Annotated in this window: 21 protein-coding genes; 16 read left to right on the forward strand and 5 right to left on the reverse strand. The window is 53.6% G+C overall.

Features of this window, described 5'->3' with window-relative positions:
- Positions 1-152: 152 nt before the first annotated feature.
- The 3 genes from V5G20_RS08065 (at position 153) to V5G20_RS08075 (ending at position 4,190) form a co-directional block, all read left to right on the forward strand.
- Positions 153-986, forward strand: a complete 834-nt coding sequence (locus V5G20_RS08065) for an alpha/beta hydrolase (protein WP_003389009.1) — start codon at positions 153-155, stop codon at positions 984-986.
- 120 nt (positions 987-1,106) lie between these two features.
- A complete protein-coding gene (gene cimA, locus V5G20_RS08070; RefSeq protein ID WP_003389010.1) occupies positions 1,107-2,729 on the forward strand; it encodes a citramalate synthase in 1,623 nt (540 codons plus the stop codon).
- A 201-nt stretch (positions 2,730-2,930) separates the two neighbouring features.
- Positions 2,931-4,190, forward strand: coding sequence for a dicarboxylate/amino acid:cation symporter (locus V5G20_RS08075; protein WP_338463328.1), 1,260 nt, complete (start codon positions 2,931-2,933; stop codon positions 4,188-4,190).
- Between the two features lie 163 nt (positions 4,191-4,353).
- Here V5G20_RS08075 and V5G20_RS08080 read toward each other — a convergent pair whose 3' ends face one another.
- Together V5G20_RS08080 and V5G20_RS08085 are read right to left on the reverse strand one after the other, a co-directional pair.
- On the reverse strand, positions 4,354-4,584 hold the full coding sequence (locus V5G20_RS08080; RefSeq protein ID WP_003389012.1) for a DUF1128 domain-containing protein: 231 nt from the start codon (positions 4,582-4,584) through the stop codon (positions 4,354-4,356).
- Between the two features lie 79 nt (positions 4,585-4,663).
- On the reverse strand, positions 4,664-7,156 hold the full coding sequence (locus tag V5G20_RS08085) for a DUF3656 domain-containing U32 family peptidase (RefSeq protein WP_003389013.1): 2,493 nt from the start codon (positions 7,154-7,156) through the stop codon (positions 4,664-4,666).
- Between the two features lie 178 nt (positions 7,157-7,334).
- Between V5G20_RS08085 and V5G20_RS08090 the strand changes: the two genes are divergently transcribed.
- Positions 7,335-7,661, forward strand: coding sequence for an ATP-binding protein (locus V5G20_RS08090; RefSeq protein ID WP_039071067.1), 327 nt, complete (start codon positions 7,335-7,337; stop codon positions 7,659-7,661).
- 68 nt (positions 7,662-7,729) lie between these two features.
- On the opposite strand, the gene V5G20_RS08095 is transcribed toward V5G20_RS08090, so the two are convergent.
- Complete coding sequence (locus V5G20_RS08095) at positions 7,730-8,323, reverse strand: TetR/AcrR family transcriptional regulator (RefSeq protein ID WP_003389015.1); 594 nt, start codon at positions 8,321-8,323, stop codon at positions 7,730-7,732.
- A 200-nt stretch (positions 8,324-8,523) separates the two neighbouring features.
- Here V5G20_RS08095 and V5G20_RS08100 point away from each other — a divergent pair, with 200 nt between their 5' ends.
- The 10 genes from V5G20_RS08100 (at position 8,524) to V5G20_RS08145 (ending at position 19,560) form a co-directional block, all read left to right on the forward strand.
- A complete protein-coding gene (locus tag V5G20_RS08100) occupies positions 8,524-9,000 on the forward strand; it encodes an N-acetyltransferase (RefSeq protein WP_003389016.1) in 477 nt (158 codons plus the stop codon).
- 251 nt (positions 9,001-9,251) lie between these two features.
- The gene (locus V5G20_RS08105) at positions 9,252-9,950 is read left to right on the forward strand and encodes a sigma-70 family RNA polymerase sigma factor (protein WP_003389017.1); all 699 of its coding nucleotides are present in this window, start codon (positions 9,252-9,254) and stop codon (positions 9,948-9,950) included.
- A gap of 44 nt (positions 9,951-9,994) precedes the next feature.
- Entirely contained in the window at positions 9,995-10,243 is a 249-nt protein-coding gene (locus tag V5G20_RS08110) for a hypothetical protein (protein ID WP_338463329.1), read from the forward strand.
- Positions 10,244-10,530: 287 nt separating this feature from the next.
- On the forward strand, positions 10,531-10,824 hold the full coding sequence (locus tag V5G20_RS08115) for a GNAT family N-acetyltransferase (RefSeq protein WP_338463458.1): 294 nt from the start codon (positions 10,531-10,533) through the stop codon (positions 10,822-10,824).
- A 238-nt stretch (positions 10,825-11,062) separates the two neighbouring features.
- Positions 11,063-13,144: a methyl-accepting chemotaxis protein gene (locus tag V5G20_RS08120; RefSeq protein ID WP_003389019.1), complete on the forward strand. Its 2,082-nt coding sequence runs from the start codon at positions 11,063-11,065 to the stop codon at positions 13,142-13,144.
- Between the two features lie 98 nt (positions 13,145-13,242).
- Positions 13,243-13,998 (forward strand): GTP pyrophosphokinase, encoded by a 756-nt coding sequence (locus tag V5G20_RS08125; protein ID WP_003389020.1) that lies wholly within the window; start codon positions 13,243-13,245, stop codon positions 13,996-13,998.
- Positions 13,967-15,403: a dipeptidase PepV gene (pepV, locus tag V5G20_RS08130; RefSeq protein ID WP_003389021.1), complete on the forward strand. Its 1,437-nt coding sequence runs from the start codon at positions 13,967-13,969 to the stop codon at positions 15,401-15,403. Before V5G20_RS08125 ends, pepV begins: the two co-directional genes overlap by 32 nt.
- A gap of 248 nt (positions 15,404-15,651) precedes the next feature.
- Entirely contained in the window at positions 15,652-17,139 is a 1,488-nt protein-coding gene (locus V5G20_RS08135) for a DEAD/DEAH box helicase (protein ID WP_031931847.1), read from the forward strand.
- 550 nt (positions 17,140-17,689) lie between these two features.
- Entirely contained in the window at positions 17,690-19,180 is a 1,491-nt protein-coding gene (locus V5G20_RS08140; RefSeq protein WP_003389024.1) for a serine hydrolase domain-containing protein, read from the forward strand.
- Positions 19,181-19,314: 134 nt separating this feature from the next.
- On the forward strand, positions 19,315-19,560 hold the full coding sequence (locus tag V5G20_RS08145; protein WP_003389025.1) for a hypothetical protein: 246 nt from the start codon (positions 19,315-19,317) through the stop codon (positions 19,558-19,560).
- A 65-nt stretch (positions 19,561-19,625) separates the two neighbouring features.
- Here V5G20_RS08145 and V5G20_RS08150 read toward each other — a convergent pair whose 3' ends face one another.
- Positions 19,626-21,038 carry an RsmB/NOP family class I SAM-dependent RNA methyltransferase gene (locus tag V5G20_RS08150; protein ID WP_338463330.1) on the reverse strand — a complete coding sequence of 471 codons (1,413 nt, stop codon included), beginning with the start codon at positions 21,036-21,038 and terminating at the stop codon, positions 19,626-19,628.
- Positions 21,039-21,124: 86 nt separating this feature from the next.
- Here V5G20_RS08150 and V5G20_RS08155 point away from each other — a divergent pair, with 86 nt between their 5' ends.
- Positions 21,125-21,886 carry a hypothetical protein gene (locus V5G20_RS08155; protein WP_338463331.1) on the forward strand — a complete coding sequence of 254 codons (762 nt, stop codon included), beginning with the start codon at positions 21,125-21,127 and terminating at the stop codon, positions 21,884-21,886.
- Positions 21,887-21,915: 29 nt separating this feature from the next.
- Positions 21,916-22,866 carry a methyl-accepting chemotaxis protein gene (locus tag V5G20_RS08160; RefSeq protein WP_327985661.1) on the forward strand — a complete coding sequence of 317 codons (951 nt, stop codon included), beginning with the start codon at positions 21,916-21,918 and terminating at the stop codon, positions 22,864-22,866.
- A gap of 179 nt (positions 22,867-23,045) precedes the next feature.
- Here V5G20_RS08160 and V5G20_RS08165 read toward each other — a convergent pair whose 3' ends face one another.
- On the reverse strand, positions 23,046-24,743 hold the full coding sequence (locus tag V5G20_RS08165) for a M14 family metallocarboxypeptidase (protein WP_338463332.1): 1,698 nt from the start codon (positions 24,741-24,743) through the stop codon (positions 23,046-23,048).
- Positions 24,744-24,844 lie beyond the last annotated feature (101 nt).

The following is a 24,844-nucleotide window of genomic DNA, read 5'->3' on the forward strand; positions in this document are numbered from 1 at the left end:
ATAAAACTACCAAATGGATAGTGGCTACCTTTTGCTTGGCTGTTCTCGTTTTTGGTTGTAAAGTTGAAAATGTCATTCAGAATAATTTGACAATAGATGGATTCATTTTTTATGCAACGCTAATGAGAAAAACAAAATGGAGGTGTCAGGAAATGATGGAGTCATTTCGCATTCCTGTCGACGAAGAATTGGTGATTCGGGGAGATTTTCATGCGCAGGAAAAGGACGCAGGACAACCGCTGTTGATTTTCTGCCACGGCTTTAAAGGCTTCAAAGACTGGGGAAGCTTTCCTTATGCGGCAAATCGGTTGGCGGAGCTGGGTATGGCTGTGGTCCGGTTCAATTTTTCCTGCAACGGTGTGGGAGAAAGCGGAACAGAGTTTGTTGAGCTCGAAAAATTTGGGCGAAATACGTATGCTCGTGAAATCGCTGACCTTCGGGTACTAACCGAGTGGCTGCACAGCGAAGCTTGCCCGTTTAAAGCTGCGTTTGACAGGGAGAAGCTGTTTGTCATGGGACATAGCAAGGGGGGGGCTGACGCCATCCTGTTCGGGGCGAACCATCCGCTTGTCAAAGGGATCATCACATGGAACGGCACGGCTGATGTCGACCTGTTCGACGCCAGACTGCGACAGGAAATTGCCGAAAAGGGAGTCGGATACATCGCCAATGCCCGGACCGGCCAGCAGATGCCGATCACAAAGGCAGTCATCGACGATGTCGACCAAAACCGGGAAGCGTACAATCTGCTTGCCAAAGTGAGCTCCATGGAGCAGCCGCTCTGCATCATTCAGGGAACAAAGGATTACGAACGCCTGGTAAAAGGGGCCAAGCGTCTGCAGGAAGCTGCCAAGGACGTCCGTGTCCACTGGATTGAGGAGGGGGACCACACGTTTAACACGCGCCATCCTTTCGCCGGTCCAAGTCCGCAATTGGAGAGCGCGATCGAGCATGCAGCAGCCTTTGTCCACGCCCTGTGTACATAAGCAAAAGCCGCGAAATCACGCGTTTTCTTTCCCTCTGGGCTATGGTATACTGAATAGCGTCATAAAGATAAATTCAGTGACAATTCTGAAAAATGAAGAAACTCATGGGGTGGAGAAACGATGAAACCAAACGTATGCTTGTACGATACGACTCTCCGGGATGGCACCCAGGGAGAGGGCGTCAGCTTGTCAGTGGAGGACAAGGTGAAAATCGCCCTCCGTCTGGATCAGTTCGGTATCGATTTCATCGAAGGCGGCTGGCCGGGGAGCAATCCAAAGGATATGGCTTTTTTTGAGAGAATCAAAGAAATTCCCCTGCAGCACGCAACGATAACCGCATTCGGCAGCACCTGTCGTCCGAATGTGCCTGCAGCCGAGGATGAAAACCTGCGGGCGCTGCTCCAAAGCGGCGTGAGTGCCGCAGCGATCTTCGGAAAATCATGGGATTTGCATGTCACAGACGCACTCAAGACGACCTTGGATGAGAATTTGCGCATGGTTGCCGATTCCGTCGGATTTCTTAAATCAAAAGGACTGACTGTTCTGTTTTTGGCCGAGCACTTTTTTGACGGATATAAAGCCAATCCGGTTTACGCTCTGCGCGTACTGGAAGCGGCGGAAGGGGCGGGAGCTGATTGGATCGTGCTGTGCGATACAAACGGCGGCAGCTTGCCCCATGAAATCTATGAAACAGTAAAGACGGTAAAAGGGAGCCTGCAGACGCGGCTCGGCATTCACCCGCATAATGACTGCGAGCTGGCCGTCGCCAATGCGCTGGCTGCCGTTCAGGCCGGAGCGGAGCAGGTGCAGGGGACGACAAACGGCATCGGGGAGCGCTGCGGCAATGTCAACCTGGTATCCGTCATTCCCAATCTGCAGTTGAAGATGGGATACCAATGTGTCGAGCCGGAGCAATTGCAGCAGTTGACCAAGCTATCCCGCTTCGTCGCGGAGGTAGCCAATATGGCAATGCCGAACAATCAGCCGTTCGTCGGCAACAGCGCGTTTGCCCACAAGGGCGGAATCCATGTAAGCGCCGTGCTGAAGGACCCGAAAACGTATGAGCATATCGACCCTGAGCTGATCGGCAACAAGCGGCGCGTACTCGTCTCCGAGCTGTCGGGACAAAGCAACCTGCTCGCCAAGACTGATGAGCTGGACATCGATGTGGCGCTGGATAAGCAGGAAGCGCGAGAGATCATCCAGCGGATCAAAGAACGGGAATTCCAGGGCTACCAGTATGAAGGAGCAGAAGCTTCTCTCTCGCTGATGCTGCTCGATGCCGGAGGCAAGCTGGAGCAATTGTTTACTCTGGATTCCTTTAAAATTTTGATGGAAAAGTCAGCGGACCGGTCGATTCTGTCCGAAGCGACTGTAAAGCTGCATGTGAACGGACAGTTGGTTCATACCGCCGCCGAAGGAAACGGCCCTGTCAACGCGCTTGACAATGCGCTCCGCAAAGCGTTGGAAAATCACTTTCCTTGTCTGTCCGAAATGCATCTCACCGACTACAAGGTGCGTGTATTGGACGAGAATGGCGCCACCGCGGCAAAAGTCCGCGTGCTGATCGAATCAGGCCGCAAAGGGGAGAAGTGGAGCACTGTCGGCGTCTCGACCAACGTGATCGAAGCGAGCTGGGAAGCGCTCGTGGACAGTATTCGCTACCTGTTGTGGAAGGAAGGCTGCGAGCTTTCCGAACCGCAGGAGCAGGCAGAAGTCCGTGCGGGCATCGTCAATCACTAGTCTCTGACGAGAAGAATATAGAGCTTATTGTGAAGTCTATCAAAGCGATAGGCTTCTTTATTTTGAAGAAAGGTTATCTGACCCCGGCTCCTCAGTGATCTCCCTCTCCGGAATTCCTCTATGCTGATCTATTTGTCCGCCTCTTCGCATAGATTTGTAGCAAGAATTCCTATCTTTCAAAATCAAGGGAGGGGGATTGGGATGAAAAAAGCGTGGAGTGGGAATCTGATCACGCAGATCATGGTCGCATTTGCAATCGCTATCATTGTGGGGATCATCGCAGGCACGAGCGCGGAGACCGTCAAGCCGTTGGGAGATTTATTTTTGCGTTTGATCAAGTTCATTATCGTTCCGCTCGTGTTGGCTTCACTGGTCACAGGTGTTTCCAGTACGGGAGATGTCAGAAAGCTGGGGAGGATGGGCGGCAAAACCATTGCCTATTACCTGGTGACGACCGCTCTGGCTGTGATCCTCGGTTTGATCATCGCCAGCCTGATGTCGCCCGGAGCGGGACTGGAGCTGAAGCCGGAGGAGGCCAAGGTAGAGGCCAAGGAGACTCCGGGAATCATCGACACCCTGCTTGCCATCATCCCGACCAATCCGTTCGCCGCACTTGTACAGGGCGACATGCTGCCCATTATTTTCTTTGCGATTTTTCTCGGTATCGGGATTTCGCTGGCAGGAGAGAAGGCGCGGACCGTTCAACTGTTTTTCGAGCAGTTCGCCGAAGTGATGTACAAGATTACCGGCATCGTCATGCGATTTGCTCCGATCGGCGTTTTCGGACTCGTGGCGCCGATCGTCGGGAAATACGGTCTCTCCGTATTGCTGCCATTGTCCAAAGTCATTCTCGGTGTCGCGATCGGCTGTTTGCTGCATGCCGCGATTGTCTATTCGCTGAGCGTCAAGCTTTTTGCCGGGATGAAGCCGCTGCAGTTTTTCAAAGGCATTGCTCCTGCCGGGATGAAGCCGCTGCAGTTTTTCAAAGGCATTGCTCCTGCCGGGATGATCGCTTTTTCCACCTCCAGCAGCTCGGGAACACTCCCCATCACGATTCAAAACGTGGAAAGCAATCTGGGCGTCTCCAAACGGGTAAGCAGCTTCGTCCTGCCGCTCGGAGCGACGATCAACATGGACGGTACGGCGCTGTACCAGGGTGTATGCGCCCTGTTTGTCGCCCAGTTCTACGGGATCGATCTGTCTTTTGCCCAGTTGCTGACGATCGTCCTGACGGCTACGCTGGCGTCGATCGGAACGGCAGGAGTGCCGGGGGCAGGCTTGATCATGCTGACAATGGTGCTGACCTCCGTCGGGCTGCCGCTGGAGGGAATGGCGCTGATCGCTGGGGTGGACCGGATTCTCGACATGTTCCGGACCTCGGTAAACGTCATCGGGGACGCTTCTGCGGCAGTCGTAGTTGCTTCCTCTGAGGGAGAACTGGAGCAAAGCGTCCATGTCTGAAGCGTGAAGATGCCAGAAGACAGACATAGAAAAGGAATCTGACAACACGGATCAAAAAAGATTCTCACGAAGCACAGAAATCACCGTTCGAAAACGGTCGCCCGTACACAACAAAAGCGCCGCTCCCCAACGGATACGGCGCTTTCGCTTTGGACACATATGCTTACGACTGCTTGCGCATACCGCCCAGCTCTTCGACGATGGCAGTCATTTCATTGATGCTGAAGCTCGCTTTCTTCTGAACCATATTGTACAGGTACAAAAGGTCTTCGTAATGCTCGAGGTCAAAATCCTCCGGCCGCATAACGGCGGTGTTGGCCATGTTCAGCTTCGCTTTGATGCCTTCGATGATCGTAGCCAGGTTTTCTTGCGTTGGCAAAGTCAGGTCTGCCATGGGCTATTCTCCTCCCTGTATCGGAAATGGGCGTCCGTCGCACAATTTCCGTGAGATATACATCAATTGGACTTCCGGTTTATTTGATCAGCTGGCCGCGGGTTACACCCAATTGGTTGGTCGCTTTCAGCGAGCGCCATACGTGGGAGCCGCTGACTTCGCCGCGCAGCGCTTGGCGGTACAGGCGAATCACTTCTTGCACTCGCTCCGGCTCTTCCTCCAAAAATTCGATCCGGTAGCTGCCTACGCCCAGCTTGGTAAATTCGCTCAAGTACTCGGCGCCAGACTGGTCGATGGCGTTGTAAACGGTATTGCGGCAGCCGGTATCGACACGCACCGGATGGGAGAAGCCGACCCGGTCGCGCAGCGAAACGCGGGAGGTTTCGCAAGGCGTTCCGCAGTTGGTATGGTCGGTGCCGGGACTGAGGAACGTGCAATATACGCAGTGCTCGGTGTGGAACATCGGCAAATGCTGATGAATGACCACTTCCATCTTGGACGCGTCCGCGTTTTCGAGGAGATCGACCATCTGCTGGATGTTCAGGTCATAGGAAGGCGTTACCATCTCCAGCCCGCAATCCAGGAACAGCTCGACTGCCTTATGGTTGGCGATATTGAGCGAAAAATCCCCGATCAAGGGAATACCCAGCTCGTGTCTGCGGGCCATGTAATAGTGAAGCGCTCCCGTATTTCGCACAAGAATGGCATCAGGCTGGCTTCTGGCGATCAGGGCGAGGACCCCGTTCTCGTCAGGCATGTGGATGCGCATTGTTGCGATTGCGATCTTTTTGCCATAGCGATGCGCCAGTTTGACCGCATCCGGGTACTGCTTGACGAATTCAAAATCGGCGTACAGGAAATCGACGTCGGTCTGAGCAGCGGCTTCCACTTGCTCAAGCGAACGGCAGAGAGCAGTCAGCTTCGGTTTTTCCACTTGGCCGCGCTCTTTTACATCTGCGTACGCGTCAACAGTGCGTTTTTGATAGACGGGCGGCTTGGTCCGCAGGAAGAGAAGCTGTTCGACAGCTTCCCGGCGCATCCGGTTCAGCTCGCTGACAGGCACGATTACCTCGCCGTCGAGTGCTACCGTCAAGTCTGCCGCTTCGAGGCGGTAGATCGTGCCGCCGAGGCGTCCGAGCTGATCGAGCAGCAGCTCTGCAGTCAACGGGCGCTTTACGGCTGCTTCCAGCGGTATCTCCGATTGGCTCGTGACGGCGTTGTTCGCCATTTTGTCCACCCACGTGACAGACAGCTTTTCCCCGAGCTTGCCGCTCACATGTACGCTGAGCGGGAAGGTCCGGTACGGCTTTTCCGTTTCAAAGGTTTTGCGCAAACGTTTGTCCAGCTCCGGATCGCTCGTTTTCCAGACGCGGTCGCCGACATGAATGCGCTGCAGCTTGACGTCGTTTCGTCCCATGACGATCTCGTAGAGCCCGCTGTTTACTTCGCCCTCTACTTTTTTGCCGCGCTGGAGCAGATCGTACACGCGTCCGCCCTCTTCCTTCTGGGTCGGATCACCAGCGTCAAATACGATTCCGTCGCCGCGCTTCAATGGTGAAGACAGCTCGACGAGAACAGCGTTTTTGAGCACCTTCTTGACGGTTCCGAGGAAGACGCCGCGGCTTTTCGGGAAGCTGCCGTCCAGCAGGGTCTTGTTGTTGGTTCCCTCCAAAAAGCCGTGCGTAAAGCCGCGGGAAAAGCTTTGCTGCAGCTCCCGGATGTCCTGCTCGCTCACAGAGGCGTCCTGTCCGGCAAAATAGCGGTCGATGGCGGCGCGGTATTTGCTCACAACATTGGCCACGTATTCAGGCGATTTCAGCCGGCCTTCGATTTTAAACGAGGTGACGCCCGCTTCGATCAGCTCCGGTACCAGCTCGATCGCGGCCAAATCCTTTGGTGAAAGCAGGTAGGCGATATTGCCCATCTCTTTTTGAACACCGTCGACGATCAAATCGTACGGCAGACGACAGGCTTGCGCACACTCGCCGCGGTTTGCGGAGCGGCCTCCCCACATTTCCGAAGTCAGGCACTGACCGGAGTACGATACGCAGAGAGCGCCGTGGACAAATACCTCCATCGGCAGCTTCGCTTTTTCGCCGATGACTTTGATTTCCTTCAATGAGTTTTCCCGTCCCAGGACGACGCGCTCGATCGAGAACGGCTTCGTGAATTCGACTGCCTCCGGCGAGGTGATCGTCATCTGGGTGGACCCGTGAATGGGAAAATCAGGGGAGATTTCACGAATCAGCTTGACCAGCCCCAGATCCTGGACGATCAGCGCATCCACGCCGGCGTCAATACAGGCCTCGACCAGCTTGCGGGCTTCGTTCATTTCATCTTCAAAAACGAGAATGTTAAAGGTCAAGAAGCCCTTGACTCCATACATGTGCAAAAAAGCCATAATCTCCGGCAGTTCCGCCATCTGGAAATTTTCGGCTCTTGCCCGTGCGTTAAACTTCTCCACACCGAAAAAGACGGCGTTTGCTCCGTTGGCGACTGCAGCCTTCAGACACTCCCAGTTTCCTGCGGGCGCCAAAAGTTCAATATCTTCACGTTTGATACCATTTCGCATTTGTGTATGTTACCTCCAAGGTCAAAAACAGGCTATCTTCATCATCATAGGGAAATGTCCCAGTCTCCGCAAGGAAAACCTCGATCCAATGTGCGTTTTCAAAAACTTCCCTTTCCGTTTGTACCGACAGACTATTTTTCAGGGAAGAGTCAGACAATTGTGAAGAGCCGAGAGTATCATGCTGGTTGTAGAAAACATCCTGTTCCAGTTGCTTATCATTATGGTGCCTGCCTGGCTGTTACAAGCATATGGTGGGACAGGTCCGTATGAATCTGTTGAAAAACGGCATGGAAGCGATGCAGCATGGCGGAATGGCGGAATTTTGGAAATAGGAGCGAAACGGCAGGACAGGGATGTGGTTGTTTCCATTAAAGACGAGGGAAAAGGCATGACACAGATACAGCTTGAGCAGGTGGGAGCTCCTTTTTATTCGACACAGGAAAAGGGAAATGGACCGGGGCTGATGGTGAGGTGCAGAATTGTGGAAACGATAGGGGGAACTTGACCTGTGTATGGGGGAACGGGGGCAGCTGTCAATGCCGCCAGTATGAGAGAAGGTCCGGACGTCAGATGTTATTCTGCGTCCAGGCCTTCAAAAACAATCGAGACCTTCTCTTCCATGATTTCTTCCAACGCCCAGGCACCTTCGTTGCGTACCCAATCGTAAAGCGCATTGTAGTAAATATTCTCCAGCATGTTGGCTGCCACCAACGGATTGAAGCGCGTTTTCAGCCGGCCTTTTTCCTGCGCTTCCTCGATCAGATCGGCAAACAACTGGCGCAGCTCATAATAGACGTTTTTTTCGTTCTCCAGAATCTTTCTGTGCTTCATGGAGGACTCTACCAGCACTTTGATGAAGTCGTAGTTTTGGATATTGACCTCATTCATGATTTTGTAGATGCGAAGTACTTTTTGCTTGCAGCTATCCCCGTAATCCCACTCTTCCCGGCGTTCCTCGATTTCATGCAACCGCTCATATCCCCAGTTGGCGAGGATTGCTTCCTTTGACGTGAAATGAAGAAAAATGGTTCCGCGGGCAACATCCGCTTCTTCAGAAATCATGTCAATCGTGGTGGCTTCAAACCCGTGCTGTTTAAATAGTTTGATAGCGGCATTAAAGATTTTTTCGCGCGTTTCCCGCTTCTTTCGTTCTCTGCGTGTCGTCAAAAGGAAGACACCTCCTTTTTGGTTATAGAAGATTATAGCACAACTAATTCCTGCAAAAAAATTCCTGATCGTCGAAAAAACAAAAAAGAGGGGCGAAAAAAGGATAGACTTCTCACGATACCGGATGTATATTTATATATCATAATGAATATTTATTATGTCATAGATGACTGTGAGAGCATGGAGTGGGGGAGAGTAAAATGGTTGTCACCAAAGCGATAGCGGTGCGAAAGGCAACGATGAAAGACGTAGATCAGATGCTGGAGATTATTAATCAATATGCACAACAAGGACTGATGCTCCCGAGGACAAAATTATCGGTTTGTGAACATTTGCAGTCGTTTGTTGTCGCTCACGACGGCGAATCGGTAGTCGGCGTGGCGGGGCTGCATATTTTGTGGGAGGATCTGGCGGAGATCCGTTCTCTGGCCATCGCGGAGCGGGCAAAGGGATTGGGGGTAGGCAAACAGCTGGTGCTTCACTTGGTTGATCAGTGCCGGGACCTTGGCATCAATCGGGCATTGGCTCTTACCTACCAGAAGGAATTCTTTGAAAAGTGCGGTTTTCATATCGTCGCCAAGGAAACGCTGCCGCAAAAAGTATGGAAGGACTGCATCAATTGCTCCAAACTTCCTATGTGCGATGAGATTGCCATGATTTGCGAAACGGCTGTGTAAACAAAAGAAAAAGAGTTTCGAGAGAGAAGAGTCGTTGGGTGTGAGGTGTGCCGCTCTCTGCTGCTTGCATGGTCCAATCCGTGCCGGCGGTTTAGAGAACGGTGCAACCTGAAACCGGCGGCTCTTTTTTGCCTTGAAGCTGAGCGGGATTGTCAAAACATGAAAAATAGTCATTTTTTCGTGAACCGGTTGGCTCACTCGCGCGTCTAGACTCATGTAGATGAAATTTTGGACAAAGGAGGCTTTCCCATGTGAACAGCGAACCGAGCATGCTGCAGGATGTCCTGCTTGCAAAAAACGGCGACAGAGATGCTTTCGGCAGGCTGGTTGTGGCCTATGAGCGGAGACTTTACGGTCTGGCAAAAATGTATCTCAAACGCGACGAGGATTGCGCTGACGCGATACAGGAAGCGATTCTCAAATCGTATCGTGCCCTTCGCAGTTTGAAAGAGCCTGCATATTTCAAAAGGTGGCTGTTTCGGATTCTGATTCGCGAATGCATACAATTGCTGCGCATGCAAAAACGGATGCGGATCATCCAGTCGGGATTTTGCGGTGAAACCGTGGTTGGTCTGCAAGAAACGGTTGCATTGAAGGAGGCCGTCGCCGGATTGGATAACGATCTGCGCGTTGTCGTCCAGCTTCATTACTTCAAGGATCTGCCCGTCAAACAAATCGCTGAGCTTGTAGGTGTCCCGGCAGGAACGGTAAAATCCCGCCTGCACCGGGCTCGCATGATTTTGGCTGAAATTCTCGAATCCCCCGATGAAAGAAGGATTGATTATGACCCGATTATCAGAGGGGAGCACTGGCGCAAACGCTCTGCTCCCCTGCCTATCCCCGTACCGAAGCGAGTCGTTCAAGCATCCATGAGGATTCTGTTGAAGCACTTGAAGGGCCGGGACATTCATGAACAAAGAACAGACGGGGGTTGCCTGCATGCCCTTTAGACGAAAAGAAAAGCCGAGCATCGGCAAGAAAGGAGCCTGGACGAGTGATTTTCAAACTGGACCGGCAGGATCATCGCAAGGTCAGGAGCCTGCTCCCGGCAACGGAGCAGATCTACAACAGAACGGTACATGCAATTATCGATGGCGTAAACAGAGGGACGATTTATGTTGACGACCTGAGCCAGCCGAAAACGGCGCTGGTCGATGTCACGGGAATCAGCTCCTTATTCATCGGCGATCCGCACAATCAGAAATTTATTGCCCCTCTCGGGAGTTTATCGACACAAAGCTGAAAATCGACACCTACGAATCGTGCGGAGGCACCTATTTCATCGCGGTATTGAGCGATGAAGCGTGGGAAAAAGCCATTGAAGAAGCAATCTCACACAGAGACTACGAGCCGGATTTTGAATGCTACTTCACGTTTCATCCCGATCGCTTTTTGGTCGCGAAGAGCAGCTTCAAGCCATTGCCAGGCGGGTATAGCGCGAGGAAAATTGACGCTGCGGTGATCGAAAGAGATCGGGACGAGTAGCTGTCGAACGCGATTGCGGAATTCTGGTACTCGGTCGACGATTTTCTGAAACAGGGTCTCGGGTATTGCATCATGAAGGGCGACGAGGTCGTCAGCGCGTGTTTCTCCTGCTGTGTATACGGCAAGCACCACGAGATCAATGTGGAAACGTACAGGGAAGAAGAGAGAAGCCAAGGGCTGGCGACAGCAGCATGCGTCTTGTATTTGGAGCACTGCCTGCAATTCGGGCTTACCCCGCATTGGGCGACAATGGAAACGAATGAGGCGTCCATCCGGTTGGGAGAAAAATTGGGGTTCCAATACGACTCCAGGCTAAAGACGCTGGAATTCGAGTTTTGAAGAGCTGCCGGGAACGTATCGATTGTCTGAAAGAGGAAAAGAGTAGATGCCAGTTGCCTCGGGTTTACGGAGCGGCTGGCATTTTTTGCTGCTTTCTCCGGTTGCATTCCTTGCTTGCCGATCCCTTATTTAGGAAAAATGGTATGCCTCTATGACATGTTTTCTGGTACTATGTTCTTACTAGTCATAAAATTTGAAAATATCTACCGGAGAACAAGAGAGACAAGGGGGCAACTCTATGAAACTGGGGGCTCGGATGTTGATTGCCTTGCTGTTGGCAGGAATTGTGCCGCTGACAGCTGCGGGTGTATTTGCCTATTCGCAAACGAAGCAGGAGCTGTTGGAGGGGAGCGCAGCCACACTGGAGGCGCTTCGCAACAGCAACAAGGAACAGGTGGAAAACTATTTTCGCGAGCGATCCAAGAACCTGGAGACACTGGCTGCATCCGGCTCGGTGATTGATGCCTTGCCTGCTTTTGAAGCCGTATGGAAACAGGGCAGGGAAGCCCCCGTTTATCAGGAGGTAGAGGAAGCGCGGGGCAAGGAGTTGAAGATGGAAGTGGCGAGATACGGCTTCGCCAATGCGTATTTGCTGAATGACAAAGGAGAAGTCGTCTTTGAGACAAAACCGCAGGCTGATTTTGGCACGAATCTCCTCAGTGGGCCATATAGTGGTACGACATTGGGGCAGACGGTGGCAAAGGCATTCAAAGGCTTGAGCCTTGAACTGTCAGATGTCAGCCGGTATGAACCGTCTGGCGGCGCTCCGGCCATCTTCATGGCAGTCCCGATCTTTGATCACGGCACCGTCATCGGACAATTGGCGGCAGAAGTCCCGCTCGATTACATATCCCGGCAACTGAACAGAAGAGAGGGACTCGGCGCCACTGGCAAGGTGTATTTGATCGGACAAGACAAACTGATGCGGACTGATCTTGGCGGCGGGGAGCCAACTCTGTTGCAGGTGAAGGTCGACACGGAGATTGCCGATCAGGTGTTGTTTTCCAATCAGACCGCTGCTACCGTGCAGTCGACAGACTATCGCGGAGAGGAAGTGCTGGTATCGTACGATCAGGTGAAGGTGGGCAAGCTGACCTGGGCGATCCTGGCGGAAATGGACATGACGGAAATTATGGCCGGACCGAACAGTATCCGCAATGCCATTTTGCTGTTCAACGGAATCGTCCTGATATTGGTGGTGGTTATTGCGTCTGTCACCGCTGCCTGGCTGCGCCGCTCTTTTGCCGGAATGCTGCTGGTAGCCAGAAGGATCGGGCAGGGCGACTTTACCTGTGCTGTTCCGCCTGCTCTTTTGAAGCGAAAGGACGAATTGGGAGAGCTGGCGCGATCGCTGTTTGCCATGCGGGATCAGCTGAGCGACATTTTGATCCAGGTCCGGCACGCCTCTCATTCGGTTGCGGAGTCGGTACGGGAGATCCACGGAAATACGGGGGAAATTTCCTCATCCAGCGGGCAAATTGTGCAGGTCGTCGACCATGTGGCAGCATCTGCAGATCGACAGGTCGACAAGCTGGCGCGCACGTTGCACTTGGCAGAGGATTTGACGGCAACGGTCTCGGGCGTAACGGGACACGTCGAGCAGGTGGCGATCTCCTCCAGGGAGATGAGAATTCACGCAGAGGAAGGGCGGCAGGCCATCGAGGCTGTCGTCAGCAGCATGGATCAGATTAACAGAGCTGTGGAAGCGACGACACAAGTCATTCACGGACTCGAGCTGCGCTCACGGGAGATTTCCAAAATCATCGCAGCGATTACGGAGATCGCCCGTCAGACAAATCTGCTCGCGCTCAATGCCAGCATCGAAGCAGCGAGGGCAGGCGAGCACGGCAAGGGATTCGCCGTCGTGGCCAATGAGGTTCGCAAGCTGGCAGAAGGTACGAATGAAGCCGCCCAGCAAATTGTCGCCATGATCAGCGACGTCCAGGCGAGCACGACTGCCGCTGTGGAGAAAATGGCCGAAGGCACGCGCACCGTCAAGGACGGTTCCCGTACAGCCCGTCAGTCCGGCGAGCTGTTTCAGCGAATCGAAGAGAATATCCGCAGAGTCTCCTCCGAAATGGAGGGGGTTCGGCAGGCTTTTGCCAGGATCGCTCCAGAGGCCCAGCAAGTCGTTGCAGTCGCACAGGAAGTATCCGCTGCCTCGACAGAAGCGGCTGCCGGTGTCCAGAGCATCTCCGCAGCGGTGGAAGAGCAGAGCGCAGCCATGGAAATGATCGCGGCTTCAGCCGATCAGCTCTCTGCACTTGCCGACAGACTGCGAGAATCGCTGGCAGCCTTCCGGTTGGATGCGAAAAATTAAGAGACCCGCTGCGGTCTCTTTTCTCATGCAGGGGAGGATATCTCTAGCAAAATGTTGAATCATAAGGACGATGGAGTTTCGGGTCGGAGGGAACTAGCATGCAGAAACTAGACTGGGAACTATACCTGCTACCGTTCGAACAAGCCGTGGAAGAGATCAAGGTTAAGCTGAAAAACATCCGCAACGAGCTGCGGAAGCGAAAAGAGCACTCTCCTATCGAGTTCGTCACCGGTCGGGTGAAGTCGGTCCCGAGTATATACAACAAGGCGAATCGCCTTCAATTTCAAATCGATGAAAATATTTGCTGGGAGCTCCGGGATATAGCAGGAATCCGGATCATCTGCCAATTCATTGACGATATTCCAGCTGTGGTGGAAATGATCCGGCGACGCAAAGACATGCGGATTTATTTGGAGAAGGACTACGTGTCCAGGCCAAAGGAGAGCGGGTACAGAGGCTATCATCTGGCCGTAGCGTACGAGCTGATGACAGCCCGGGGTCAGGCGGTCATCCCTGTGGAAATCCAGATTCGCACACTGAACATGAATTTCTGGGCGACGATCGAACACTCTCTCAACTACAAATACGAAGGAATCATTCCCTCCGCGATCCGACAGCGCTTGATTGAAGCCGCCAAGGCGTCATCCAAGCTGGACAGCGAGATGAACAATATCCGCGAGGAAATCAAGGAGGCCCAGGTGGAGTTCACCGCCAAGGAAGTAGCGATGGAATCGCTGATTTCACTTGTGGAGCTTGATTTGGACGTGGACGATGAGGAAACGGGAGAAGGCATGAAGACCAAAGAAGGGAAGAAACATCTACATGACGACGATGAACTGGCTGCAGGAAGTTGAAAAGCGAAAAGACGACCTGATTTCCACGACGCAGGGATTTTTGCGGATCAAAAGCTTGCTGGACCCATCCACAGCACGGGAAGGGGCTCCTTTCGGCGAAGGCATCCGTGAAGCGCTGGACTTTGTGCTTGAACAGTGCAAGCAGGCAGGAATGACGGTAAAGGATGTCGGCGGCTATGCCGGGCATGCGGAGTTTGGACAGGGCAGCGAACTGATCGGCGTGCTCAGCCACGTGGATGTCGTTCCAGAAGGGGACGGCTGGACTTCGCCGCCATACGCTGCGGAAATTGTGGACGGGAAGATCGTCGCCCGCGGAGCGATTGACGACAAAGGACCGACGATTGCGGCGATTTTTGCGGCGAAGCTGGTCAAGGAATCCGGTCTGCCGCTGTCCAAACGGGTCAGACTCATTTTTGGAACGGACGAAGAGTCTGGTTGGCAGTGTGTCAAAACGTACTTTGAAACCGAAGAGATGCCGACCATGGGCTTCACGCCGGATGCCGATTTTCCTTTGATATATGCGGAAAAGGGACTGACAGACCTGACTGTTTTGCAAACGCATGAAGCGTTCCTCGGGCAGCAGCTCCCGTCGGCCGACAGCCCGGCAGCTCAGCTTCTGGAGCTTGCCTCTGGCAGAAGGATGAACATGGTGCCGGACAAAGCGGAGGCCAGATTGTTGCCGATGGGCATGGGAGCCGAGGAATTGATTCAAGCATACGAGGCGTATTTGAACGATTCGGGCATGAAGGGCAAGGCCGAATGCTCAAATGGGCATGTGCTGCTCCATATGGAAGGCGTCTCCGTCCACGGAATGGACCCTGGCAAGGGCGTCAATGCAGGCACCGAGCTGATTCATTTTTTGGGAACACTGACGCTGGATGCCCGAGCGGATCAATTCGTCCGCTTCACCGAGCAGTACCTGTATCGGCAGCATTACGGCGAAGCGCTCGGCATCTCTCATCATGACGAGGAGATGGGACCGCTCACGCTGAATACAGGCGTAATTCAGTATGAGGCAGATGGCGATGCCCTGTTCCAGCTCAACATTCGCTATCCTCACTCCTTGCCGTTTGAAAAGTGGAGCGCCATTTTCAAGGAGCGGATTGCCCAGGCTGCATTCGTGTTCGAGGTGGTCGAGCATTTGCGCCCTCACCGGGTAGACCCGAATCATCCACTGGTGACGACTTTGCAGCGGGTTTACACGGAGCAGACCGGACTGGAAGCGGGAATTATCGCGATTGGCGGCGCTACTTACGGCCGTTCGCTGGACGTAGGCGTTGCCTTTGGCCCGCTTTTCCCCGGCCGTCCCGACTGCGCGCATCAGCGGGATGAATACATTCTCATAGACGATTTGATCAAAGCGACGGCTATCTACGCTCAAGCGATTTACGAGCTGGCGAAATAACCGGAAATGCAGGCGGTTCGAAGCAGCATGCACGCATGCAGCCGAGCCGCCTGTTTCATCCCTTTTGCGAAGCCAAAAAGGGGCATTCTGACCGTTTTGTTGTGTTTTTGAAAAGACTCCTATACTATAGGGAGACAGAACCAGCGCTCGTCGCTGAAAATGAAGGACGGATGCCGTTATCCGCTCGTCAGGCAGGGATGGCCGACAGACGGGGGAGGGCGGCTTCCTTTGAAAAGGAAGTGAGCATCATGACAAAGACATTTGCGTCGTTTGGCTTTCGCCCGGAACTGATGCAAGGCATACAGGATTCGTTTTACAAGGAACCGACGCCGATCCAGGCTGAAGCGATACCATTGATAACAGAGGGCAAGGACGTCATCGGTCAAGCGCAGACCGGTACGGGGAAAACAGCGGCTTTTGTGCTGCCGATCCTGAATCGTCTGCAAGCGGGCAAGAAGGATATCCAGGCTGTGATCCTGACGCCGACGCGTGAGCTGTCAATCCAGATCGCCAAAGAGGCTGAGAAGCTTGGCAAGCATATGGGTGTCAACGTTCTTTCTTTGCACGGCGGCACGGATATTGAAAAGCAGCTGAACAAATTGAAAGAAACGGTTCACATCGTCGTGGGAACGCCGGGACGGGTACTGGACCATATGAAGCGGGGCTCCCTGCACTTTGGCCGCATATCCACGCTCGTTCTGGACGAGGCCGACAAAATGCTGGAGATGGGCTTTCTCGAGGATGTCGAGCAGGTCATCGTGAACACGCCGCAGCAGCGTCAGATTCTTCTTTTCTCCGCCACGATGCCCGATCTGGTGAAAAAGCTGGCGCAGCAGTTCATGAAGCAGCCGCCGCATATCAAGATCGAATCGAAGCAAAAGACGGTTGAATCCATTGAGCAGTTTTACTATGTGGTCAACCAGACCGAAAAGACGGATGCGCTGGTCGATCTGCTGGAGCAAGAAAAGCCATATCTTTGCATTGTGTTTGCCAACACCCAGGTACGCGTGCAGCAATTGACTGCGCGGCTTCAGGAAAACGGATTTTCGGCAAGCGCGCTGTATGGAGACTTGTCGCAAAACAAGCGGGAACAGCTAATGAAGCAGTTCCGCGATATCAAATTCCAGTTTCTCGTGGCTACCGACATCGCGGCGCGCGGGCTGGATGTGGAAGGCGTCACTCATGTGATCAACTACGACCTGCCAAATGACGTGGAGAGCTACATCCACCGCGTCGGACGGACGGGACGGGCCGGACAAAAAGGGAAGGCGATTTCGCTCGTCTCTCCTCGCCAGAAAAGCATGATGATCCGGTTTGCAAAAGCGACAAAGGCGTCGATCGAGGAAAGGCTGCTGGTAGTCGGACGCCATCTCGACGCGGGACGCCGCGAGCGCGCCAAAGAACGTGAAGCGTATTTTATTGAACTGCGCGAGCAGAAGGCAAAGGAAGAAGCGAAGGAAAAGGACAAGCAGATCGCTCCGGTCCGCGAAGCCATCAAAAAGAAGACAAAGGTAAAGCCGGGCTACAAGAAAAAGCTGGCTCGCGAGCTGGAAGAGCTGCAGACCAAATACGAAAAAAATCGCCGCCGCGCAGAAGCGATCGCTGCCCGCAAGGCAGGGAAATCGGGTGATGCGGGGAAAGCTGGCGGCGCTGGCAGATCCGGAAAACCGGGCGGAGCTGGCAGCCGTGGCGGAAACCGCTCAGGAAATTTCGGCGGGAAACGTCCGCGCGGTTAACAGTCGACGGGTAGAAGCAAAAGCACCCAGCGTGCCAGCCCAGAGTATGTGGCTAGCCTAAGTCTGGGGCAATTGATGCCGAAACAGCCTTAGTCCTGAATTTGCAGGGGCTAAGGCTGTTTGCTGTACAGATATTCTGGCAGCAGGATACCTTTCTGTTTCCAATGTCGGTATCATTTTCGTCACCTCAATCATTTGATTTTTTGATGGATAAGGGCGGCCAGAGACGAAGCGGACATAGGGCAGGTGGTCTTTGGATTCCATTTTGCGCATGCGTTTCCCAGCTTGGCAGGCCAGATCGTTGATCGCTGCGAATAATCATTGTCTGCTGGAGCGAAAAGAGCTGCGAGATTTTTTGAAAGATAATCAATTGGCTGACAGAGTGCTGGTACCCGAGGACGGAGAGCGCTTTTCATTTTCGCAAGCCGGGCCGCAGGTCCGATTTCCTCTCCGCCTCTTGACGGATTTCCAACTTGGTTTCATCTGGTAATGTAGTCATCGACAACGATTGACGCAACCGCCTCAGGATGACCAGGAAAAGGAGTCTGTCATGAAGAGCTTATTATCCGTGCAATCTTTTCGGTTTTACAGCTATTTTTTATGTTTGTCCTTGATCGTCTCAACCCTGATTTTGCCTAGTCAGCATGCTTCTGCGGCACAGCAGGCGATTTCCGCCGAGCTGCAAGCCAAGCTTGATGAGATCGATGCCTACATCGATGATGCCGCCGCGAAGCTGGGTGCCCCCGGAGGCTCCATGGTGCTGGTAAAGGACGGGCAGATTGTCTACAGAAAAACATGGGGAGTGACCGGAGACGGGAAGACGGCTGTGACGGCACAAACGCCGTTTTTGCTCGGTTCTCTCAGCAAGGGTCTTACTGCCTATGGAATCATGCTGCTTGTTCAGGCCAATAAAATCGACCTGGATGCGCCTGTCCGGCAATATTTGCCTTCGTTTACGCTAGAAAGCGAAGAGGACGCCGCGAAAATCACTGTCCGCCAACTGCTCACGCAAACGAGCGGGCTTGGTACGGAATCCGGCATGAAATTTGCCGACCAGGGAGCGGACGACAGCGAAGCAGTCCAGCGATATGTTCGTGAGCTTTCTACGGAAGCCACCACCGCACGGCCGGGTGAACGGCACCAGTACAGCAACGCAAACTACGGGATACTCGGAGCGCTGATCGAACGGATTTACGGCGTTTCGTTCGAGGAGTACATGGATAAATCCGTATTCGAGCCGCTTGGCATGTCCAACGCTGCAGCCAGTGTCCGGCAAGCCAAAGAAAAGGGCTGGATGTCCGGTTACCGCTCCTGGTTTGGTCTGTCTGTCCAAAGCGACATCGCATATGACAACGGGGGAGCTCCTTACGGGTACATTGCGGCAAGTGCCGAAGACATGGGACATTATCTGATCGGAATGCTGCAGCCGGATGCCGTGCTTTCTGCCCGCTACACCAGGATGATGATGGAGCCTGCCGTCTTGACAAGAGCCAATTCACAGACCTCTTACGGCTTCGGCTGGAGGATCACGCCGCTGGCTGAAGGCGGAGAACGCATCTGGCATGCAGGCTCAACCCCCGATTATCGCTCGGAGATCATGCTGCTGCCCGGGGAAGGATGGGGAGCCGCCATTTTGACCAATCGCAACAATTCGCTGGAGGAGATCAGGCTTACGCAAGTAATGAACGGGGTCCAGCAGATTTTGCTGGGAAAAAAGGCGCAGCCCGCAACCTTTTCAGTGCCGATGGAAAGATGGCTGTTTGCAGTTGTTTTTCTCGTCCTGCTCTTGGTAACGGCAATGGTGGTCTACAGATTGTTCCGAGTACGGCGGAAGTCAGGGAACAGGCGGATATGGGCCGGGCTTGCAACAGTCTTTATCCTGCTTGCCGTTCTCTTGCTGCCGGTGCTCCTGTACGGATTGAATGTGACCTGGCATACCTTTTCACTTTTTGTGCCCGATATGGCTGCTTTGGCTGTCGGATGCGTCGTTTTGCTTACCGCAAGCGGTCTTTTGTCAGTGAAAATGGCAGTGAACGGCTGAATCCAGTTCTATAGATGCAGGGTTTTCCTCTTACCCTAAAACGGGTACAATAAATAGAAGTACCAGAAAATATCGGCCACTTTGGACCTGGGTCCTGCTCAGGGGACAAATCAGGGTATGAGGAGAAAGCTGTCATGACTCAACTATTCTGTGAACAATGCGGTTTGCCTATTCCGGCGGCTGAATCGGCATGCCGTTCGTGCACACAGGAAGAACTGGATGAGTATCGGGTAGTTCGCGAGTATCTGCGAATGAACCCCAACTCCAATGCGATGCAAATCGCCAACGCAACCGGTATTTCCGTATCCAGAATCCTTCGTTACATAAAAAACGGCTCCTTGACGATGGTAAACGACGGGCCGAATCGGCGGAACCGCTAACAAAAACCCACCTGCGGGAAGAATCTGTGCTCCCGATGCAGGTGGGCTTTTTTTTGCTAGCTGGATTACAGCCAGCGCAATCCCTTGGGATAATGGTTTTTCAATTGTCCGTCAGCCTGCTTGCCCCAGCCGACGGGGAAGCCGTCCACACAGACCAGAGTCCAGCCAGCTTCTCCTTCCCGCGATAATGCTTCTCCCTTGAGATAGCGGATCAGGTCAGGATCGGCTGCAGAAAAGCTGGCGACGCGTGCTGCTGCCTCCGCACATACTGCCAAGGCGAGAGCGTGTGAGGGCTCCAGGCGATTTTTTTTCAGCGTTCCCAGGTGCAAGCCGGCCCGGTTGATGCGAAGGCCGTCCAAATCCAGTCCGGGTCGCGGGGTATAATAAAGCTGGTCGCCGAAGAGGAGAAGGGCAGAGTCGTCGGCGTACAGATCGCCAAGGTTCGGCAGGGCTTCCCGGACAAAGCTCTGCCAGCTTGCGACCGCTTCCTTTTTGCCGGCAAAAGAGGCAGGTTTTGCTTTTTTCTTCGGACGGCTGCGGGACAGTTCTGCCGTGTCCGTTTCAGCCGACTTTCTCAGCTTGGCGACAAAGTGGCCTTCCCCTCGCAGTTTATGGGGCCAAAGGCGTGCGGCCAAAGACACATCCTGCAAGGGCGGGTAGGCCCACTTGGGCTCGCCGGGCGAATACAAGTCTGCGGAAGGAAGCGGGATCATGCCAAACTCGGGATGGCGCTGTAGAAAAGCAGCCACGGATTGCTCGTTTTCCAAAGGAGCGAATGTGCAAGTCGAGTAGACAAGCGTCCCACCGGGCTTCAGCATGGCGCTGGCCGCATCCAAAATATCGAGCTGCATGAGGTGGCACTCCGTCACTTTTTCCGGTGACCACTCTTCGACTGCCTCCGGGAGCTTGCGAAACATGCCCTCGCCGGAACACGGCGCGTCGACCAGTATCCGGTCAAAGAACAGCGGGAATCGCTCTGCCAGCCGCTCCGGTGTTTCGTTGGTCACGATAGCGTTGGTGATGCCCAGCCGCTCGACGTTTTCCGAAAGGGCCTTGACCCGCGACGGGTGAATTTCATTGGCGATCAACAGCCCGCTCCCTTTCATGGCCGCTGCCAGTTGGGTTGTCTTGCCGCCCGGAGCCGCACATAGGTCGAGTACTGTTTCGCCGGGGAGCGCCTCCAGTGCTTCCGCAGGGGACATGGCACTCGGCTCCTGCAAATAGTACAGACCGGCTGCGTGGTAAGGATGCTTGCCGGGACGATCTCCTTCCCTGTAGCAGAAGCCATTTGGACACCATTCCACCGGCTCCAGGGAGAAGGGGGAGAGCGACAGGAAATCAGCCGGCGCAAGCTTCAACGGATTGATTCTGAGGCCGTGGCTCGCAGCCTCTTCATAGCTCGCGATAAAGGCTTCGTATTCGTCTTGCAATAGCGCCTGCATACGTGCCGTAAATGCAGCGGGCAAAGGGTTTTTCATGGTAGCCTCCGATGTCAGATTTTGTCTGGCCCTAAGAGGAAATTGGTGAATCATGGCGAATCCATTTGAAAGTGAGGTGAGAACAATTGAAAGAATCCCGTGCGGAAAGGTACCGCTCTCGCCGGCGCAACGATTCCGAAGTAAGCCGGTTTTGGATCATGGGTTTGCTCTTCTCACTGCTGGTACTCGCCTTTGAATTTTTGTTTGAGATTCCTGCCGATGCCACTTGGCTTCAGGAGATGGAAATGGCATTGTTCAGTGCGAGTTTTACTCTGCTTGCCTTTTATCTTTTGGGGCTGACGTTTGTTTTCTCGCGCCAGCAGGAGGCAGGCAAGGTAAACCACCATGTGATTATTTACGCATGGCTGGGGGCAATTTTGTTTCATCTGTTCTTGCTCATCAGCAACCTGGCAAACCAACATGTATACAAAGCAGGAATCATTTTGTTTTTGGGGCCTTTATTTTTAACTGTTTACCATTTTATCACGTACCTGTCCGCTTTGCGCGCCGCAAGACAGGAACAGGAACAAGCGACGGCCGCCTCCTATGAGCGCGCGGCTTATCAACTGATTCTCGAAGGTACCAAGGTATACGGTGAAATCAATCGGCTCAAAACCGCCTATCCGGAAGTGGAGCAAATGCTGCGGGCCAATGAATTTTACGGCAAGCTGGAGAGATACGCCCTGGAGATGCAGCAGTATTTGCAGACGAAGCAGTTTACCCGCAAGGACGTGGAAGTGCTGGAAGGCCATTATTACTACCTGGAAAACCTGCTTCTTTTGGCCAAGCAGCATCCGGGAATTATGGAATCGCGCGCTTTTGCGCACCGGGAGAGCCACACAAGTTAGCCAAAAGAGAATAGAGGAGAGTGACGTCAATGTTTTGGAAGAAAAAGAAGGATGAAGCCAATCAGGAAATAGCTGCGACCGCCGTAGCTCTGCAGGAGCAGGATGCTCGGGGCGACCGCGAAGAAATCAAGCGAGAGCTAATGGCGGTTTACGAGCAAATGGGCGCCATCATTCATCAGCATGGCGTTGTTAACGACCAGCACGGCTCCCTTGCTGAGCTGGCAAACCGGATGGAGAGCATTGTCTCGAAAATTCAGCGGATCAGCACAGAGTCCGAGGAGTCGGCCGACAACCTATATTCCCGGGGAGAGCGTTTGACGAGCATCTGCATGCAGTCCGTAGAACGGGCAAATGAAGGCAAGCTCTCAATGGCAGAGGTGGTCTCGGTGATGAGCGTGCTGGAACAGCAGTCCGCCAGCACGTCCGCGTCCATGGGGCGTCTCGAAGAGCGTTCGTCGGAGATTACCAGCATTGTTCAAGTGATCAGCGATATCGCCAATCAAACGAACCTGCTGGCTCTCAATGCAGCGATTGAAGCCGCTCGCGCAGGCGAACAGGGAAGAGGCTTTGCGGTCGTTGCGGACGAGGTGCGGAAGCTGGCAGAAATGACAGCCAATTCGACCAAAAACATCGCCGAGCTGATCGGCAAAATTCAGGAAGAGACAAAAGAAGCGATCGCCAACAGCGAGAAGAGCGGCAGTGCGATCCAAAAAGGCTTGTCGACAAGCAAGGAAGCGGCTGAAAAAATGGAGAGCATCGTATCCGCCCTGCGGGAAGTAAGTGAAGAGACGGCGGGTGTCATGGAAACGATTCAGCAGCAAAAGCGCTACACGGACGAAAACAATCTGCAGGTCCAGGAAGCAAAACGGGCTCTGGAGCAGATGAATGAGGCGCTGCGCCATCACGTTCAGGAAGCGGGAGCAGTCGACAGGCAGCTGGAAGCCAGCTACCAAGACGTAAAACGATTGCTGGCTGAATAAAACAGCGCAAGCAAGTGAGCAAGTAATTATGTAAGGAAAAACCTCTTTGACAAAAAACGTCCCTCAACCGGCTGAAACAACCGGTGCAGGGACGTTTTTTTATTAGGTCGGGGTACCTGAGTGCCGGGGTACCAGGGTGCCGGAGTATCGGAGTGCCGGGGGACCGAAGTGCCGAAGTGCTAATTCGCCGGGAGCAGCTTTTCGGACATATAGCGGTATATAGGGATACGGTCACCTTTTTGCACAGGGAGGTAGCTGTTCGTCACGAAGCTGTCCACGGACTCCGGCTCCAGCGCGAGCGCAATAAAGTTGGCGAGCGGCTGGTCCATCGCAAATACGTAGCTGCCGGTAGGAAAGGTCACCTGCTCCTCAGTGACCCAGGTCTCCACCCGGTTGGGAAAACGGCCGTTTTCAAGGCGAGCCTGTACCTTGTTATCCGTGACAAGATAGCTTTCTACAGGGAGAGCAGCAGGCTCGGACAATGTCGCGATGTTCACGCCCAGCCGCTCCAGCCGGTCAGCGATATGGTGATAAGCGGGAGGCATCAAATAGGCAGTCGGCCTTTTCCTCTCCAGGGTCGGATAAGCATTTGTCGCGCTCACCCACGCAACCGTGATGGAGACGCGCTTGGACTGTGCCAAATCAATCACATCCAGTGAGTAACCGGTCATTCGTTTGTTTTCGCTAGTGACGACAATCCGGTCGTCGTCATCAGCTTTTTTCCCCTGCTCGATCAACCGGCTGCGTGATCTGGCGACCGTCTGTTTTATTTTTTCTGCATGTCGGGCTGTGGCCTGGATAAAGGCGGCATGTGTCGTCACCTGTCCATATACACGGCGTTCAAAATCGGCCCGGCCGATGCCGATTCCCCTCGTCTCCACCAAAAAGGAAAGGCTGTTTTTCAATCCGAGGGCATTGCGGCCGATTCGCGTTTCCGTACTGCCTTCTGTCGCGATAATCTGCCCGTCCTTGTTCTGGGATAACGTGTAGTAGGGGTGATGCGTCAGTTTGGCCTCATCCAGCGCTTTTTCAACTTCCGGCAGCAGCAGTTGATCGGACATGCTCCGCAGTTCTTTTGGGATGTTCAAATTTTTGGCCGAAGAGATCAGCACATCATAGGAAGTAAGCGCTCCTTTTTTCCCTGTCTTCGCCAGGGAAGCGGACGTGACGCCATACTCATGAGCGTCCAGCACGACATCGGGCCGGAAGCGGTCGAATGCCTTGTGGATCGCCTGCACCTCGGGGTATTCGGCCTTCATGTAATCGCGATTGGCATCTTGACCGACAGCGATCGTTCTTTGAAACCGGTAGGACCCATCGGGGTTGATTCGCGGAACGATGATTACATGTACCTGGTCCAAAAGGTCTTTTCCCAGATGTTCTGTTGCCAGCCATTGCGCGATGACCAGAGCGGACTCACCTGAAGCGGGCTCATTGCCGTGAATTTGGGCCTGGAGCCAGACGATAGGTTTTGTCTTGTCAGTTTGGACCTGGTCAGGCTGGCGGGACAGGATCAAAAGCGGAATGTCCCGACCTTCGAGGGATTGCCCGATGATTTCCAGGCGGACGTGAGCGTGCTGACTGTCCAGCTTTTTGACGAACGCCATCATTTCTTCCTGACTGGTAAAGGCTTGGCTGGCCTTTTGAAAAGCAGGCGTATCGAAAGAAACAGAAGGGACGGGAAAAAGCGGGGCGATTGACCCGGGCTGCACGTAAACCTCTCCGGTCCCAAAATAGGGGAGAGGCTCTTTTGGTTCTTTGGCTGAAGGTGCTGCGGCAAGCGTCGGATGTGATTGGATTCCCCAAGCTGCCGGCGGGCAGGCGGCCAAAGAAATAAAGAAAAAGACGAGGGCAGCAGAAATAATTTTGTTTGTCATGACATCCCCTCCGTGTCGAATGTAATAGTCGCTTTCCCTACATCTTTATCAGATTGCAAGGCATTTCATCATGGTACTTTCTAATCATATTTGATAAATAA

The organism is Brevibacillus borstelensis (genome assembly GCF_036700025.1).
GTDB lineage: Bacteria > Bacillota > Bacilli > Brevibacillales > Brevibacillaceae > Brevibacillus > Brevibacillus borstelensis.